This window comes from Pollutimonas bauzanensis, assembly GCF_040393045.1.
Classification (GTDB): Bacteria; Pseudomonadota; Gammaproteobacteria; order Burkholderiales; family Burkholderiaceae_B; genus Pollutimonas; species Pollutimonas bauzanensis_A.
In genome coordinates, this window is the sequence record NZ_JBEBUX010000101.1 from 1 (window position 1) to 15642 (window position 15642).

Here is a 15642-nt window from a genome sequence, read left to right on the forward strand (position 1 = left end):
ACGCCCCAAATACCGATATAGCGTGCTTCTATGCACCCCCAGTTTACGCGCCGCCAGACTAATGTTATGACTGCACTCCGTAATCACGCGCTCGATCATTTGATCATTGATATCCCGTAACGTCGCAGCTCCGTTAGTCCTAACAGAATCGCTTCCCACACCATCATGGGTCGGATTCAAATTTTCAGCCTGGTCTGATCCCGCCCCCACCATCGGTATTGCAGCCATTTTTCCAGGCGCCCCAATAATCTCTCCTGGCAAATCCTTCGCTTGAATCAGACTACCCGCCGGTTGCAGCAGTGCTAGGCGGCGCAGCACGCTATGTAGTTGACGATAATTTCCCGGCCACGCATAAGTGGTCATCGCCGCGAGGGCTGAATCTGCAAGCGTAATGGCCCGATCCGCACCGCCCAGACGCTTAAACTCATGACACAGGAATTCACGCAGGCGAGCCCGGTCTCGCAGCGGGGGCAAGTGCACATCAAAATCCTGCAGCCGGTAGTACAGGTCGGCTCGAAAGGCCCCATTTTCCACCATGGCTGACAGGTCGTGATTCGTGGCGCTGATTAGGCTGAAATCTACCGGAATGCGCTTGTCGGAGCCCAGAGGTTGCACTTCTCGTTCCTGCAATGCACGCAACAACCGGGTTTGTAGCAATAGCGGCATGTCGCCGATTTCGTCCAGGAATAAGACGCCACCGTGGGCTTCACGCAAGCGGCCACGGGCGCCTTCACGCCTGGCCCCGGTGAATGCGCCCGCCTCGTAGCCGAAGAGTTCAGACTCAATCAGGCTTTCGGGTAGGGCACCGCAATTGATGGCAACGAATGGGCCTTGCCGCCACTGGCTTTGCAAGTGCAAATGGCGCGCGAAGATTTCTTTGCCAGCGCCGGTTTCACCCTGCAATAGTATTGCCATGCCAGCATTGATGGCGTTGACCGCATGCCGCATGGTGGGTTGCAGGTCGCAGTCGATAGCGGGTAAGGCGGGCCTGGCGATTCGCAGATGGCGGTCTTTGTCGTTGCGTATCGCCGCGACAGGAGAAGGTGTGGCGACGCCCGCCGATCTGGATATCGGCGCGGCGGTTTTACCGGGCCGCAATGTGCCAAGCAGCGAGGCCCCGCTGCGTGTGTGTAGGGTTTTGGGGGTGTCGCCCAGGTTATTCCATCCGTCGATCCAGTCGTGGGCGGGCGTACCCAGTAGACCCCAATCTGTTCCCAGTAGATGCAAGGCGGCGTCGTTGGCGCCAACGATACGATCTTCTTCTACCAGCAAGATGGCGCGTTCGACGGAGTCCAGCAGCGATGCTTGACGTTGGAATACCAGTCTGTGCAGGCGGGTATCGGTATGGTCCAGAAGACGGTTGCTGATTTGCCTGGCGCAGATTTGGGCGAGGCCCATCGCGTAGGCGTGCAAGGTTGTGGCTTCGCTAGAAATATCGAGCACGCCGATGACATCGCCTTGAGGTGAAAAAATCGGTGCAGCGTGGCAGCTGAGTATCTTGTTGCATTCAAGGAAGTGCTCGCTGCCATGCACCCTGACAGGCGCTGCGTCGAACAGGGCTGTGCCAATGGCATTGGTGCCGCGCAGGGATTCAGCCCAGCTTACGCCGGGTTGAAGCGCGACTTGTTCCGCCTTGCGCAAGAAATCGATACTGCCTGTCTCTTGAAGAATGACACCGGTGGCATCGGCCAGCAGCACCACGCTTTGGGCGCTAGCCACCAGTGAGGCCAGGGTTTCGATTTCGGGCTCAGCCAACCGCAAAATATGCGCATGCTGTTCACGCCGCGCCTGTAAATCGGCATGCAACATGGGGTTGGGGTCGGCATGCAGGGCATAGTCGTTTGCGGCGCAACGTTCCCAGGAGCGCAGAATGGAAGTGGCGGTGACGCCCTTGACCTTCTCCAGCAGCGCCGGCGCCGCCAGCGGTGTAAGCGGATTCATTTCTGCTGTCTCCTGTTGCGATATGCATCACATTAGGTGTCGCGTAATCATTCCAAGGCTGTCGCATTTTGCGACAAGTATTTGTTTTTACAAGCAAATTATGCCATTAGCCAGCACTTAAGGGAACTGGCTGCTCTTATCCGCGCATAGCGTCCAGGGAAAGAGCATTGCTCGTCATGATGAGTAATTTGGCATGCATATTGCTTGATGCTAGGAGGCGGGCTGCCCAGCATAGCCTGAAGTTTGTATCCCCATATCAAGGAGACGAAAATGAATCTGACCGATCTGAAAAACTTTGGTATTGATGTCGAATTTCCCTACAAGAAACATTACGAAAACTACATAGGCGGGCGTTGGGTTGCTCCCGTGTCGGGCAATTATTTTGAAAATGTCTCGCCGATAACTGGCCAGGTATTTTGCGAGGTGCCGCGCTCCGATGCGGCTGATGTCGACCTTGCGCTTGATGCGGCACACGCCGCCCGCAAGCAGTGGGGGGAAACGTCGGCTACCGAAAGAGCCAATATCTTGTGGCGTATGGCTGACAAGATGGAGCAGAACCTGAAGGTGTTGGCCGTTGCCGATGCCATCGATAATGGCAAGCCATTGCGCGAAACCATGGCTGCCGATGTCCCTCTGGCAATCGACCATCTGCGGTATTTTGCCGGTTGCATCCGGGCGCAGGAAGGTGGCATATCCGAGGTCGACAAGGACACCGTGGCTTATCATTTCCCCGAGCCGCTAGGCGTGGTGGGCCAAATCATTCCCTGGAATTTCCCCTTGCTGATGGCTGTGTGGAAGCTGGCGCCCGCATTGGCCGCAGGCAACTGCGTAGTGCTCAAGCCTGCAGAGCAAACGCCGGCTTCAATCCTGGTATTGATGGAATTGATAGGCGACATGTTCCCTCCGGGCGTGATCAATATCGTCAATGGCTATGGCACGGAAGCAGGGCAGGCATTGGCCACCAGCAAACGCATCGCCAAACTGGCATTCACCGGATCCACGCCGATAGGCAAGCATATTCTGCATGCGGCAGCAGAAAACCTTATTCCCAGCACGGTCGAACTAGGCGGTAAAAGCCCGAATATTTTCTTTGCCGACGTCATGGACGCAGACGACGCATTTTTCGATAAAGCGCTGGAAGGCTTGGCCATGTTTGCGCTGAACCAGGGTGAAATATGCACATGCCCGTCGCGTGTGATGATCCAGGAATCCATTTACGATCAATTTATTGCACGGGCCATCAAGCGCGTCGAAGCCATTAAGACGGGGAATCCGCTGGATACCAAGACCATGGTTGGTGCACAGGTGTCTCAGGTACAAATGGATAAAATTCTGTCCTATATCGACATTGGCCGGGGCGAGGGTGCACAATGCCTGACCGGAGGCGCCCGCAATGCGCCAGGAGAAGGTCTGAGCGAAGGTTTCTACGTTAAGCCCACTCTGCTGTTCGGTGACAACAGCATGCGTGTTTTCCAGGAAGAGATCTTCGGGCCAGTGGCTGCTGTCATGACTTTTAAAGACGAGGATCATGCAATCGAGCTGGCGAACGATACCGAGTATGGTTTGGGGGCTGGCGTATGGACTCGAAATGGCACACGTGCTTATCGTGTTGGACGGCAAATACAGGCTGGTCGGGTATGGACGAACTGCTATAACCTTTACCCTGCTCATGCAGCATTTGGCGGCTACAAGAAGTCGGGCATAGGCCGTGAAAACCATAAGATGGCGCTTGCCGCTTATCAGCAAACCAAATGTCTGCTGGTCAGCTACAGCCCCGACGCACTAGGCTTTTTCTGATTCAGCATTAGTGGCCGGTCGAGCCCAGCCTTTGGTGCAGGTTCGACTGGTAACGTGGGCCTGGAAGCGGATAAACTGATAGTTATCCTTTCAGCGATATCACCGGGCTCATTATGACTTTATCGATAGACTTGAATTGTGACATGGGCGAAAGCTTCGGCGCCTGGAAAATGGGGCAGGATCAAGACATTCTTCCTTATGTCACTTCCGCGAATATCGCTTGCGGCTTCCATGCCGGCGACCCGGGCGTCATGCGGGCTACCGTGGCTGCGGCGATAAAACATGGCGTGGCATTGGGTGCGCATCCTGGTCTACCTGACTTGGCGGGCTTTGGCCGGCGCAATATGGATATCAGCCCAGACAATGCTTACGATATGGTGGTGGTGCAAGTCGGTGCGCTGGCGGGTGTTGCTGCCAGCCAGGGGGGGAAGTTGCATCATGTAAAGGCGCATGGGGCGTTGTACAACATGGCTGCAAAAAATCCCGAATTGGCGCAAGCGGTTGCCCAGGCCGTATACGATGTCGATCGTTCCCTTATATTCTATGCGCTCGCGTCCAGCGTCCAGGCCTCCATAGCACGTGAAATAGGCCTGAATGTGGCCGAGGAAGTCTTTGCCGATCGCAGTTACCAGGCTGATGGTTCGCTGACGCCGCGCAAACAGCCCAATGCCATGATTGTGGATCCCGCCGTTTCGATCCAGCAAGTGGTGCGGATGATCACTGAGGGCAAGGTTGCTGCGGTGCAAGGGGATGACGTGGTCGTTAAAGCCGATACGTTGTGTATCCATGGGGACCAGCCCGGTGCAGTGTTATTCGCGCAGTCGATTAGACAAGCCCTGAAGGAGCAGGGCATTGCGGTACGACAGGTGGCTGCACAGTAAACCGGTTCAGGGGCAATCTATGGATTCGGGGTTTCAGCTATTGTTCCCTTAGTCATGGCGGTGTCGGGGGTTGGCGGCAGGGTAATGCTTCTCTTTGTCGTCAGGATATGCACGGTGATTCCGAATACCAGGCCCCAGAACGCGCTGCCTATTCCCAAGAAACTGACCCCCGATGCGGTGCAGATAAAGGTCACCAACGCGGCTTCCCGGCCGGTTTCGTTGGCGAGTGCGCCTGCCAGGCTGTTGCCAATCGTGCCTAATAAGGCGAGTCCTGCAATCGCTGCGACAAGCTCCAGAGGGAAGGCGGTAAATAAGCCGACAACCGTCGCACCGAACACCCCCGTGATCAAATAAAAAATGCCAGCCCAAACGGACGCCATATAGCGTTTTGTGGGATCCGGGTCAGCATCTTTGCTCATGCAAATGGCAGCTGTGATAGCTGCCAGGTTGAAGGAGTAACCGCCGAACGGGCCCAGCAGCAGGCCGGTGATGCCCGTCCAGCTGATTAGTGGCGAGGCGGGCGTGTCGTAGCCATTGGCGCGCAACACAGCAAGACCAGGGACATTCTGGGACGTCATGGTCACGATAAATAATGGGATGCCAACACCGAGCAAGGCTGAAATGGAGAATTCGGGCGTCATCAACACGGGAGTGGCAGGAGTCCAGTCAAGGACTTCAAGGTGCAACAGGCCCAGGATGCCTGCGCATATTACGCCTACGCCTAGCGCCAGCGGCACGGTGTAGCGGGGCAGCCAAAGGCGGGCCAGCAAGAAAGTGCCGAACATCAGTCCGACAAGCAGCCATTGAGACTGCATGGCCGTGAATAAGTCCATACCGAACCGTATCAAGATACCAGCCAGCATGGCGGCGGCGATGGGGCGGGGTATGTACTGCATGATTTTTTGAAACCAGCCGGTAACGCCGCATATCGTTATCAAGAGGGATGCAAACAGAAAAGCGCCGATTGACTGGTTCATGCTCAAGCCTGAAAGGGCTGTGACCAACAGGGCCGCCCCCGGAGTAGACCAAGCAGTCAGTACAGGAGTCCGGTAGCGTAGCGACAAGCCTATGCAACTGGCGCCCATCCCTATACCCAACGCCCACATCCAGGAGACGAGTTCGGCTGGCGTGGCGCCTGCCGCGTTGGCTGCCTGGAAAATAATGGCCACCGAACTGCTGTAGCCGACCAGGACAGCAATGAAACCCGCCGAAATATGCGATATCTTGAAGTAGCCGCTCATGTATTGCCCAAGTTCAGTGGTGTGCGTTATAACGCATTGGTAAGGTGGTATGCTAGCATTGTGCGTTATAGCGTACAAGTACAATCTCTATCATGCAAGAATCCGATAATTATTTGTCGCAGGCGCTCAAGGGTTTGCGTAAGCAACGCAACTGGAGCCTGGATCAGGCGGCAGCCCAAACAGGCGTCAGCAAGGCCATGCTGGGTCAGATAGAAAGGGCTGAATCCAGCCCGACAATTGCAACGCTCTGGAAAATTTCCAAGGGCTTCCAGACTTCCATTTCCTATTTCCTGGAACCACCGACAGCGCCGGCCCGGGACGCAGACAACCAAGCCGGCAAGCCCGTTCAAAAGGTTTTTGCCGCGGATTCATTGCAGGTCACGCCCTTATTTCCTTATGACGCCTCCCTGGGATTCGAGCTGCTTGAGCTAACGTTGATGCCGGGTGCCGTCCGCTTGTCTGAACCGCATGATCAAGGAGTTATCGAGCATGTCATGGTGATCGAAGGGGCGATGGAAGTTCTGGAGGATGGGCGCTGGATCTTGCTGCCCCAACGTAGCGCTGTTCGCTTTGCGGCCGATAAGCCTCACGGATATCGAAACCTGACCGAACAGGCTTCAGTGTTCTATAACTTGATTCACTATCCACCGGGCTACGATAAACCCAAGGTTGGAAACTTACGATGAAGAATATTTTTCCGGATGAAGATCGGCGTCATGCGCTACAGGAGGCCATTTTGCAAGGGCAGGCCTATAAGCTAGCCCAGGAAGATATCGCATTCCTGGCAAGCGAGGATTTGCGGCCAGTGCGCATGCAGTTGGAACTACTCAAGGCTGAACATGCGTTGCGCGAACATGGCGTACGCGCGACCGTGGTTGTATTTGGCAGTGCACGCATTATGTCGCTGGAAAACGCGCAAGCCGCGCTGGCCCTTGTTCAGGAGCAGTTGCAAGCGCAACCGGACGATGAGAGCTTGCAGCGAGCCTTGGTACTGGCGCAGCGCCGGGTGAGTCAGTCGCATTGGTACGACGAGGCACGTCTCTTCGCGGAAATGGCTTCGCACGCTTTTCAGTCGGAAGGGCTGGGGGATATGGTTGTGATGACAGGAGGGGGCCCCGGGATTATGGAAGCGGCCAATCGGGGGGCATTCGAAGCCGGTGAACGGTCGATAGGGTTGAACATAACCTTGCCGCACGAGCAATACCCCAACCCTTTCATAACCCCTGAATTGGCATTGCGCTTTCATTATTTCGCGCTACGCAAGATGCATTTTCTGCTCCGAGCGAAGGCCCTGGTTGCCTTCCCGGGGGGATTCGGGACCTTGGATGAACTGTTCGAGGTATTGACGCTGGTACAGACACATAAAATGCCGCGTATCCCTATCGTGCTGGTCAATGGAGCATTTTGGCGGCGGCTGATCGATTTTGAGTTTTTGATAGAAGAAGGCATGATCGCCGCAGAAGACGTGGAATTGTTTGTGATGGTGGAAAGTGCTCAGGAAGCGGTGGCGGCGTTGCGTCAGTTTTATGCTGGTTTTCCCCCGGAAAATGCACAAGCTGTGAAGTAATTCGTTTCTTTGTTGCGCCTAAGTGTAATATGCTGTGTCATAGCTTTTCTGGTTGGCATCGATAGTGTATGGCAGGCCCCCATAAGATCATGAGCAGGCCTTTAGTTGCCCAGTGGCTTGGGCTAGGCGTTGCATTGTTTGTGTTGTTGGCGATCATCGCGGTCAATCTTTACCGTGACCATGGCCGTACGGCTCGGCGCGAGCAAGAGCGGCTGTCCACCCAGGCTAGGGTGGTTGCCGAAAATGTTCAATTTCAATTATCGACCATCAATCTTGCGCTTGAGCGTGTGCTGGAGGATATCGCCGGCGGCGACCGTCTGCTTGTGGCGAACGAGGTTGCCCAGCCCCCTTACCTTGCCGCATTGATAGACGCCATACCAGGCATTCGCACCATAGGCATACTCGATGTCGACGGCACTATGTTGGCTGCCAACCGCAAGGAGCTGATAGGCAAGAATCTTGCTTTTCGTGACTACGTCAGTACAGTCAAGCACAACCCAAACGTCGATACCCTGTATATTTCGCCGCCTTTCAGAAGCATGTTTAATCCGTATATTCTGAACATCACACGGGTAATACCTGGGCCGAGCGGGGAATTTGCGGGGATGGTGTCCATTACCCTGGATCCTGAGTATTTCAGCACCTTGATGGCTTCGGTCTTGTATGTGCCTGGTATGTGGGATGCACTAGTGCACGCCGATGGCGATGTGTTCCTGACAGAGCCCAAGCAGCATGCCCTGACAGAAAAAAACCTCGCGCATTCGGACTCTTTATTTATCCAGCACATAGACGGCGGGGAGTTGTCAACGGTATTAACTGGCCATATACCTGCCGTTAAGGCAAAACAAATGGTGGCTCAGCGCTCGATCAATCCACCCAGGCTGAAAATGGATAAGCAATTGGTGGTTGTCGTAGGCCGGAATCTAGATGACGTTTTTGCCCTTTGGCGGCACGATCTTGTATTTCGCATGGTGTTTTTCGTGCTTATTTCCACGCTTGCCTGCCTGTTATTGGCAGGGTATCACCGGGCGCAGCGTCGGTTTGATCGCGCAACGGCAAGCTCGGCGGCCAACCTCAGGGCCACACAAGAGAATTTTCAGCTGATTGTCGAAAATACCGTGGATCTCGTGGTCAAGATGGACGTCAACGGGTGCTTTACTTATTTGAATCCGGCATTTTGCGAGCTCTTCGGGGCAACGCCCCAGCAACAGTTGGGCCGGCATTATGGCCAGGAAGTGGTTGCCGCGGATCGGTCGGCGATGGATGACTATTTCGCAAGCCTGTTTCGCCCGCCTTACACGACAAGCTTTACCCAACGTGAAAAAACCGTGCTTGGCGTTCGCTATCTGCAATGGACCGCCAAGGGGCTTTTCGATCAGGATGGCGCTGTTACGGAAATCATTGCCATTGGCCGCGATGTCACTGAGCACATGCATAGAATAGGTGCGCTGGAAGATCAGGCGCATCGGGACTTTCTGACCGGCCTTGCCAATCGGCGCCATTTCATGGCATTAGGCGAAGGCGAGCTGCAGCGCGCCCAGCGCTATGGCCAACCGCTGGCATTGCTAATGCTGGATATCGACCATTTCAAGCATATTAATGATGCATATGGCCATAGGGTTGGCGATATCGTATTGCAGGCTTTTAGCAAAACTTTGCTGAAAACGGTACGGACAATAGACATTATTGGCCGCATGGGTGGCGAGGAGTTTGCCGTTCTTTTGCCTGAAACGTCCTTGTACGATGCCGTCGACGCAGCGCAGCGCTTGAAAGATGCGGTTGCTGCAAACAAAATAGCGCTCGAGAGTGGGGTGGCGCTGGGACTGACTGTGTCGATAGGCGTGGCCGCCAAACAAGAAGGGACTAGCCTGGACGTCATGCTGGATCTTGCGGACTCGGCGCTGTATCAGGCAAAACAAACGGGTCGCAATAAAGTGTGCTTTGCGCAAGAACCGCTTGTTGAAGCGCTGGATCAAGTGCGTAGCGCCTAGCTGATGGGCGGGCAATGCTGGTAATCCCTAGCTTGGATATAGGGCGTTGTCCCCTAATTTCATAGGTTGTTCAGATACCCTATATGGGCCATACAGCGTATTTGGGTAGTTTTGACAATTCTTTACGTGTAGTCTGTATCTATAGGCAAACTATTGATTCAAGAAATAGTGCGATCGAACGAGACAAAATGAATATAGATCTCGTATCAAATGAAGGGTGGGTACGACGATGAGTTATCGCACCATTATTACCGGAGATGGTATTTACGCTACGCGAGGCGGCCGACTGGCTTTCATTGTCGGCGTTGACCATGATGCAAAAACAGGCGAAATCAGATTTCGGGGATATATGCACGCCCTGCAGGGACGCGTAGTTATCAATGAGTGGCATATGTGGCGAACTGATGGACGGCTTTCCGGTGCGGCTACCGAGCACGAGTACGACGTCGTCGGAGTCGTTTAGCGCTGGCATGACAGTGGATCTACGGAACCCGTGCGCGGGTGGCGCTGCTTGTGAAGACGGTCAAGGTTGATTCAGGTACGATTAGTGCTCTTGAGCGAGTCCGCCGAATAATTACCGGTTATCTGATGAAAACGATAGAAATCAACAAAGACGTTTCCTGCGCCAATGATTTGCCATTTGTCTTGTTCGGTGGCATCAATGTTTTGGAGTCCGAAGACTTCGCCATGCGCGTTTGCGCCGAATATAAGCGGGTAACTCAAAAGCTGGGCATCCCCTATGTGTTCAAGGCCTCATTCGACAAAGCGAATCGTTCGTCGATACATTCATACAGGGGACCTGGGCTGGACGAAGGGCTCAAGATCCTGCAGAAACTAAAGTCCACATTCGATGTTCCCGTGCTAACGGACGTTCACGAACCGGGGCAGGCGGCTGCCGTGGCGCAAGTGGCTGATGTCTTGCAATTGCCGGCGTTCCTGGCGCGTCAAACCGATTTGGTGATTGCCCTGGCCCAGACCCAGCGCATCATCAATATCAAGAAGCCCCAATTTTTAAGCCCAAGCCAATTGCTCAACGTGGTCGAAAAATTCGGCCAGGCCGGCAATGAACGCTTGCTGTTGTGTGAGCGCGGAACATGCTTTGGCTACGACAACCTGGTGGTTGATATGCTGGGGTTCGATGTCATGAAAAAAACCTGCTCAGACCGGCCTATTGTTTTCGACGTGACCCATTCTTTGCAGCAGCGTGACCCGCTTGGGCTGGCATCGGGCGGGCGTAGAGGCCAGGTGCTCGATCTTGCCCGAGCCGGGATGGCCGTAGGTCTCGGGGGTCTGTTCCTGGAGTCGCATCCGGATCCCGATAATGCCAAATGCGATGGCCCTAGCGCCTTGCCGCTAGATAGACTGGAACCATTCTTGACGCAAATCAAAGCGTTGGACGATTTGGTTAAATCTTTTGCGCCTCTGGCTATTTTATGACGGCAAATAAGCGGATATAGCGATAGCTTCATCATGGCTGGGTGCGTAGCGCCCTAAGCCATTAGGGCCATTTATACATTGTCGAAAGGATGACAATATTAAGGCCCGGTCTGAGCTCGCCAGGCCCAGAGCTAAATGAAGGATGGGCATCGCGCATGGCCTTTCAAATCGTCATCACCGGCTACGGTATCTATGCGACTAAAAGCGGCAGGCTCGCTTTTATCAGCAAGACAGAACAGCACCCCGATGGGGTGCTTTATTTGGGCTATTTACTGACTATATCCAAAGGAAAAACGGAGCTTGAGTGGCATGCCTGGACGGTGGACGGGCGTTGTAATTCATATGGACATGAACTTGATATCGTCGAGAAAGTATAGGTTCTGCGTGTTATCGTTGAGGCTCCGTTCCTCATGGAGTATGTATGTCAGTCCATATGAAAAAGCGGTACCTTATGGCCACAGCCGTGGTTTCGGGTTTTCTTTTCTTGCCTGCCCATGCGCAATATGTAGGGCCATCTGGCAATACTGCCCAGCCAAGTGTGCAAAAAACGGCACAACAGGATGTGAAGTCCATTCTGGCCAATCCGGTCGACGATCAACACGTAACTTTGCAAGGCCATTTGCTAAGAAAGCAGGGGCATGAAAAGTATATCTTTTCGGATGGCAGCGGCGAGATCGTTGCAGAAATCGATGATGACGATTTCCCTTCGCAACCGGTCAACGAAAAGACTAAAGTCGAGATTATTGGTGAGGTCGATACTGGATTGCGTCGGCCCCCAGAAATCGAAGTCGACGTCATCAAGATCGTTAATTAGTCACATACTCAGGGCAAATCGAAATGCTCGCCAAGTCGATGGCGGGCGTTTTTTTATATCCGGTGTTCAGCGCGCGCCCGCGCTTCTTGCTGATCGACGGCGCGGGCCAGGGCGTAGCACTCGTTGATATGGGCGTATCCTACCTTTCTGAGCAGATAGTAGCTAATGGCGGCCGAGATGGCGCTGCCCAGGAAAGGCACATATTTGACGGCTGATTTCGTTGCAATGCGCTTGGCACCCATGCGCAGCAGCATGCTGACAATCCGGTCAGACGTCAGAGCCTTGCCGATTAGGCCGACACCCATGCTGGCCCCTCCAACAATCACTATTTTTCGTAGCTCCGGGCTTAATTCCTGGATTTGATTAGGGGTAAGTTGGAATTTCTCGTTAATGGCGGGAATGAGTTTCATCAGAATTGCAACGTCAGTTCCGATATCCAGGCCGGGTATGGGAATAACTGCTGCCCCAGCAGATAACAACCCGCGCCGGCTGACCAGCTTTTCACATTGCTTTCGGACTTTGTCCAGGTCTTTTTTTGTCCTTGCTGACATGCAGTTCCGTTTTACGCAGTAGCGTCTTTCATGGGTGGTTGATCCTCTCTGGGAGGTAGCTCGATTTCTTCCTTCTCGGGCTGAGGAACATCCTCAGGTTCCGGTACTGGTACGTTGGGCGTTGGTTTTGGCGGCTCGTTTGTGTGATCCGACATCGTAAAAGCTCCTTTCTACGTGAGTGATGCTGCATAGTGTCTCAACGTACCAGCAAACTGCATACCCGCAGAATATCAATCAGGGGTAAGTGTAATCGTCGTCTCCGTATTTGCTTGCACGGCGCTCTCGGAATAGAGCAGCGGGAAGTACTGCCCGCTGGCCCATAGCGGCGCCAAGTCCTTATAGTGCTTGCTGTTGACATTGCCTGACTGTCCGGGCGTGTTGGTCACTTGCGATGCATCCCAGTTTCCGACGTCCAAGATCATTCTGTAGGAAGCGCCTGATTGCAATTGGAAATTATCGTTATAGCTTGCAGCCAGCGGCGTAAATGCGGATCCAGCCAGTGGCCAGTCTCCGACATTGAATCTTTCTTTGCCGGCCTTATCGAGGATAGGGCTTAGAGGGTGGGTAAAGACAGCCCTGTGCAGCTTGCCCCATTGCCAGTTCTTGGGATCTGGGCCGAGCTTTTCTTTGGTTTGAGAAAACGCCTGTTTCAACGATTCAGTCAGTACGGTGTCGCGTGCCTGTGTCGAAAGCCAGCCTTCGGGCTTTTCCAGAACCTGGATTACACGTTCTACGTCGCCTTGGCCGACGAGTTTGGCCGCTTCAGGATCTAGCGCTGCCCGTACTAATGCCGTTCTCAGGTGCTTGCTAAGCCACACTTCAAACAATGCCGCTTCGGGACTTTCAACGGTTTCGTTGCCATTCCATTTCTTGAGCAGGTTTACGGCTTGCCTGGTTTCATCGTCGGTCGGTTCAGGCACATTGTCAAGCAGGGCAACCAGGCGTACTGCAGGCAGAGAAGTTGTGTCCAACTGCCAGGCCTTCGAGTCGTCAAGCGAAGAGCTATTGTTTTTGCTGATTAAGGCTTTTAAGCGCTTGGCCCGGGAATCGTTGCTCCATTCATAGCCGATGCCTTTGCTATAAGCAGGATGATCCGGCGGGATGTTGTTTTCATTGGCAGTGACAATGTAGCCCCTGGCAGGGTTATGTTCGGAAGGAAGCTCGTCCATGTTGCGATAGCCGGCCCATTCGTAACGACCATCTCCCGGTACGGGGGTCAATCCGTCCCAGTTGGGACGGATTACCGTCAAGCCGCCAGGCATCCAGGCGATGTCGCCGCTCTTGTCGGCAAAGACTTGGTTCTCGCCCGGTGCGCCCCAGCGATTCATTGCCGCGCTGAACTGATCCCAGTTTTGGGCACGCATGTAGTCCATCGATCCAAAGTAGGGGGCCATGCCGAAGTCCAGCCACGCTGCGCGCAACGCCCAGGCTTGGTTACTGTCATCCTTTTTGTACAGCAGCGGGCCATGCCGGGAGAAGACGATGTCTTCCTTGCGGGGTTCGCTTTCGCCTTTGACTTCGATTTCTTCGGTGATTACCTCGAACGGCTCCCAGCGGCCTTTGTATTTATATTCTGATTTGTTATCGGGATTTAATTCGTAGCCGTAGACGTCTTCCTGATCCATGTAAAAACGGGTCAGCCCGAATCCTATGGTGCCGTTATGGCCGATCGATATGCCGGGCAAGAATGGTTCACCGGCGCCAATGACGCTCAGGCCGGGTGCGTTAAGGTGACTGATATATCGCAGGCTGGGGGCGCCGTGCGACCGATGCGGGTCATTCGCGAGAATAGGCCGCCCGGTTGTTGTTCGTTCTCCGGCTATGACCCAGTTGTTGGATCCAAAGCCTCGCGCAGTATCGCTGTTGAAATCAATGACGTTGTAAAGCAAGGCAATATCGCTTTTCTTGGAGGTAGTCGCTTTGATGGTCTTTTTTGAGAACTTCGGTGTTGCCGTGGCCAGATCATAGGCATTCTTCAGTTCGGTGAAGGGCACATCGCAGGGATCCAGTCCGTCGGCGAGCGTCGGATCGGTATTGGGTACCGTTTCTCGACGTAACCAATCTACGCGAACAGGATCGTTTTTGACTTTGCAAAACACCTCGGCACGGTCAATTTCATTCTTTGCATTGAGAGTCAGGCCATGATGCCGGATGCGAACGATGTCTTCGGCCTTCCATTTGGATGGCTTATAGCCCAGCATCTGAAACTCTTCGGACAACAGCGACGTGTCTTTCTCGGTCTGATCGATATAGGCATTGACGCCTGCGACGAACGCTTCCGCTACCCGTTTCGCATCGGAACCATAGGCCAGCCATTCCCTGTACATATCGCCGCGGAATAGCACGGCGCGCGCCATGCGGTCCCCCTCAACATAAGCAGGCCCAAAATCCTTGGCCATTTCGCCAAGACCACGTTTGCGCCATGTGTCGATCTGCCAGAGGCGGTCGCGGGCCGCCATGAAACCTTGTACGTAAAAGGCATCGTAAAAGGTATTGGCGTAAATATGCGAAACACCCCATTTATCGACTAATACGCGCGCCGGCTTTTCGATTCCGGCCGTCGTGTAGTTTTCGTCGATGTCATTTGCGGTTTTTGCGTGGAGCGTACTGGCCCCAGTCACGGTGATTCCAAGGCCGATGGCCAACGCTATAGCGTGCAAACGATGCGTTCTCACAGATGCTCCCCTCATGGTGACAATGAATTGTTATTTGATTTAAGAAGAAGGGTGTCATAGAACCAGACAACAATGTCTGACCGTGTGTAACGACCTTTACAGGAACGCGAATTGCTGATGCGCTACCTAGACAGCCATGACCGAGGGCCAGACCATGGATCGCCGCTTTCTTGACGATGGACGCAGTAATCGCCAGCGAATGCTGGCCGGCGATCTTTATATCGCTGATGACCCGGAATTGAAAGCCGCATCCAGGCGGGCCATTGAACTCGCCCATCGATACGGCGCAACGTTTGCCGCCGATCCTTGCGCAGCCCGGCAGATTCTTGATGCGCTGCTAGGTGCGATTGCAGCCGATGCGCAGATCAGGCCGCCGCTGTACGTGGATTACGGATTCAATATTTCGATTGGAGCGGGCACTTTCATCAATTACGGGCTGGTTGCGCTGGATGTGGCGCCGATCAGGATAGGAAAAGACGTACAAATAGGGCCGAATGTGCAGTTGCTTACGCCTACGCATCCAATCGATCCGGAGGTCAGGCGGTGCAAATTGGAGGCCGCACAACCGATTTCTATTGAAGACAATGTGTGGCTAGGTGGCGGGGTCGTGGTGCTGCCCGGTGTCACGATAGGCGAAAACAGTGTGATCGGCGCGGGTTCTGTGGTGACCAGGGATATCCCGCCGAATGCCGTTGCCGTGGGGAATCCGGCACGGATAATCCGAACCGCAAATCCCGTCGACGACAA

General features: G+C 54.2%; 14 protein-coding genes. 10 read left to right on the top strand and 4 right to left on the bottom strand.

What is annotated here, in order from left to right:
- On the bottom strand, positions 1-1941 hold a 1941-nt coding region (locus ABWO67_RS14530), incomplete at its 3' end, for a sigma-54-dependent Fis family transcriptional regulator (protein WP_353152734.1).
- A 270-nt stretch (positions 1942-2211) separates the two neighbouring features.
- Here ABWO67_RS14530 and exaC point away from each other — a divergent pair.
- Together exaC and ABWO67_RS14540 are read left to right on the top strand one after the other, a co-directional pair.
- Positions 2212-3738 (top strand): acetaldehyde dehydrogenase ExaC, encoded by a 1527-nt coding sequence (gene exaC, locus ABWO67_RS14535; protein WP_353152736.1) that lies wholly within the window; start codon positions 2212-2214, stop codon positions 3736-3738.
- A gap of 113 nt (positions 3739-3851) precedes the next feature.
- Positions 3852-4619: a LamB/YcsF family protein gene (locus tag ABWO67_RS14540; RefSeq protein WP_353152738.1), complete on the top strand. Its 768-nt coding sequence runs from the start codon at positions 3852-3854 to the stop codon at positions 4617-4619.
- Positions 4620-4636: 17 nt separating this feature from the next.
- Here the strand turns inward: ABWO67_RS14540 and ABWO67_RS14545 are convergent, their stop codons facing one another.
- Complete coding sequence (locus ABWO67_RS14545) at positions 4637-5860, bottom strand: benzoate/H(+) symporter BenE family transporter (RefSeq protein ID WP_353152740.1); 1224 nt, start codon at positions 5858-5860, stop codon at positions 4637-4639.
- Between the two features lie 92 nt (positions 5861-5952).
- On the opposite strand from ABWO67_RS14545, the gene ABWO67_RS14550 reads away from it, so the two are divergent.
- The 7 genes from ABWO67_RS14550 (at position 5953) to ABWO67_RS14580 (ending at position 11669) form a co-directional block, all read left to right on the top strand.
- The gene (locus tag ABWO67_RS14550; RefSeq protein WP_353152742.1) at positions 5953-6546 is read left to right on the top strand and encodes a helix-turn-helix domain-containing protein; all 594 of its coding nucleotides are present in this window, start codon (positions 5953-5955) and stop codon (positions 6544-6546) included.
- Positions 6543-7427, top strand: a complete 885-nt coding sequence (locus ABWO67_RS14555) for a TIGR00730 family Rossman fold protein (protein WP_353152744.1) — start codon at positions 6543-6545, stop codon at positions 7425-7427. Before ABWO67_RS14550 ends, ABWO67_RS14555 begins: the two co-directional genes overlap by 4 nt.
- Before the next feature lie 89 nt (positions 7428-7516).
- A complete protein-coding gene (locus ABWO67_RS14560) occupies positions 7517-9418 on the top strand; it encodes a diguanylate cyclase (RefSeq protein WP_353152746.1) in 1902 nt (633 codons plus the stop codon).
- A gap of 229 nt (positions 9419-9647) precedes the next feature.
- Complete coding sequence (locus ABWO67_RS14565; protein ID WP_353152748.1) at positions 9648-9881, top strand: hypothetical protein; 234 nt, start codon at positions 9648-9650, stop codon at positions 9879-9881.
- Between the two features lie 125 nt (positions 9882-10006).
- Complete coding sequence (gene kdsA / locus ABWO67_RS14570) at positions 10007-10855, top strand: 3-deoxy-8-phosphooctulonate synthase (protein ID WP_353152750.1); 849 nt, start codon at positions 10007-10009, stop codon at positions 10853-10855.
- A gap of 155 nt (positions 10856-11010) precedes the next feature.
- Complete coding sequence (locus tag ABWO67_RS14575) at positions 11011-11232, top strand: hypothetical protein (RefSeq protein ID WP_353152752.1); 222 nt, start codon at positions 11011-11013, stop codon at positions 11230-11232.
- 44 nt (positions 11233-11276) lie between these two features.
- Positions 11277-11669 carry a YgiW/YdeI family stress tolerance OB fold protein gene (locus ABWO67_RS14580; protein ID WP_353152754.1) on the top strand — a complete coding sequence of 131 codons (393 nt, stop codon included), beginning with the start codon at positions 11277-11279 and terminating at the stop codon, positions 11667-11669.
- Positions 11670-11722: 53 nt separating this feature from the next.
- Here the strand turns inward: ABWO67_RS14580 and ABWO67_RS14585 are convergent, their stop codons facing one another.
- Together ABWO67_RS14585 and ABWO67_RS14590 are read right to left on the bottom strand one after the other, a co-directional pair.
- Positions 11723-12220, bottom strand: coding sequence for a hypothetical protein (locus ABWO67_RS14585; RefSeq protein WP_353152756.1), 498 nt, complete (start codon positions 12218-12220; stop codon positions 11723-11725).
- Positions 12221-12450: 230 nt separating this feature from the next.
- Positions 12451-14910 carry a penicillin acylase family protein gene (locus tag ABWO67_RS14590; protein ID WP_502930023.1) on the bottom strand — a complete coding sequence of 820 codons (2460 nt, stop codon included), beginning with the start codon at positions 14908-14910 and terminating at the stop codon, positions 12451-12453.
- A gap of 121 nt (positions 14911-15031) precedes the next feature.
- Between ABWO67_RS14590 and ABWO67_RS14595 the strand changes: the two genes are divergently transcribed.
- On the top strand, positions 15032-15642 hold a 611-nt coding region (locus ABWO67_RS14595), incomplete at its 3' end, for a sugar O-acetyltransferase (protein ID WP_353152760.1).

Excerpts from the sequence above, each read along its gene's own strand:
- exaC (WP_353152736.1), top strand. The coding sequence starts at position 2,212 with ATGAATCTGACCGATCTGAAAAACTTTGGTATTGATGTCGAATTTCCC.
- ABWO67_RS14540 (WP_353152738.1), top strand. The coding sequence starts at position 3,852 with ATGACTTTATCGATAGACTTGAATTGTGACATGGGCGAAAGCTTCGGC.
- ABWO67_RS14545 (WP_353152740.1), bottom strand. The coding sequence starts at position 5,860 with ATGAGCGGCTACTTCAAGATATCGCATATTTCGGCGGGTTTCATTGCT.
- ABWO67_RS14550 (WP_353152742.1), top strand. The coding sequence starts at position 5,953 with ATGCAAGAATCCGATAATTATTTGTCGCAGGCGCTCAAGGGTTTGCGT.
- ABWO67_RS14555 (WP_353152744.1), top strand. The coding sequence starts at position 6,543 with ATGAAGAATATTTTTCCGGATGAAGATCGGCGTCATGCGCTACAGGAG.
- ABWO67_RS14560 (WP_353152746.1), top strand. The coding sequence starts at position 7,517 with ATGAGCAGGCCTTTAGTTGCCCAGTGGCTTGGGCTAGGCGTTGCATTG.
- ABWO67_RS14565 (WP_353152748.1), top strand. The coding sequence starts at position 9,648 with ATGAGTTATCGCACCATTATTACCGGAGATGGTATTTACGCTACGCGA.
- kdsA (WP_353152750.1), top strand. The coding sequence starts at position 10,007 with ATGAAAACGATAGAAATCAACAAAGACGTTTCCTGCGCCAATGATTTG.
- ABWO67_RS14575 (WP_353152752.1), top strand. The coding sequence starts at position 11,011 with ATGGCCTTTCAAATCGTCATCACCGGCTACGGTATCTATGCGACTAAA.
- ABWO67_RS14580 (WP_353152754.1), top strand. The coding sequence starts at position 11,277 with ATGTCAGTCCATATGAAAAAGCGGTACCTTATGGCCACAGCCGTGGTT.
- ABWO67_RS14585 (WP_353152756.1), bottom strand. The coding sequence starts at position 12,220 with ATGTCAGCAAGGACAAAAAAAGACCTGGACAAAGTCCGAAAGCAATGT.
- ABWO67_RS14590 (WP_502930023.1), bottom strand. The coding sequence starts at position 14,910 with ATGAGGGGAGCATCTGTGAGAACGCATCGTTTGCACGCTATAGCGTTG.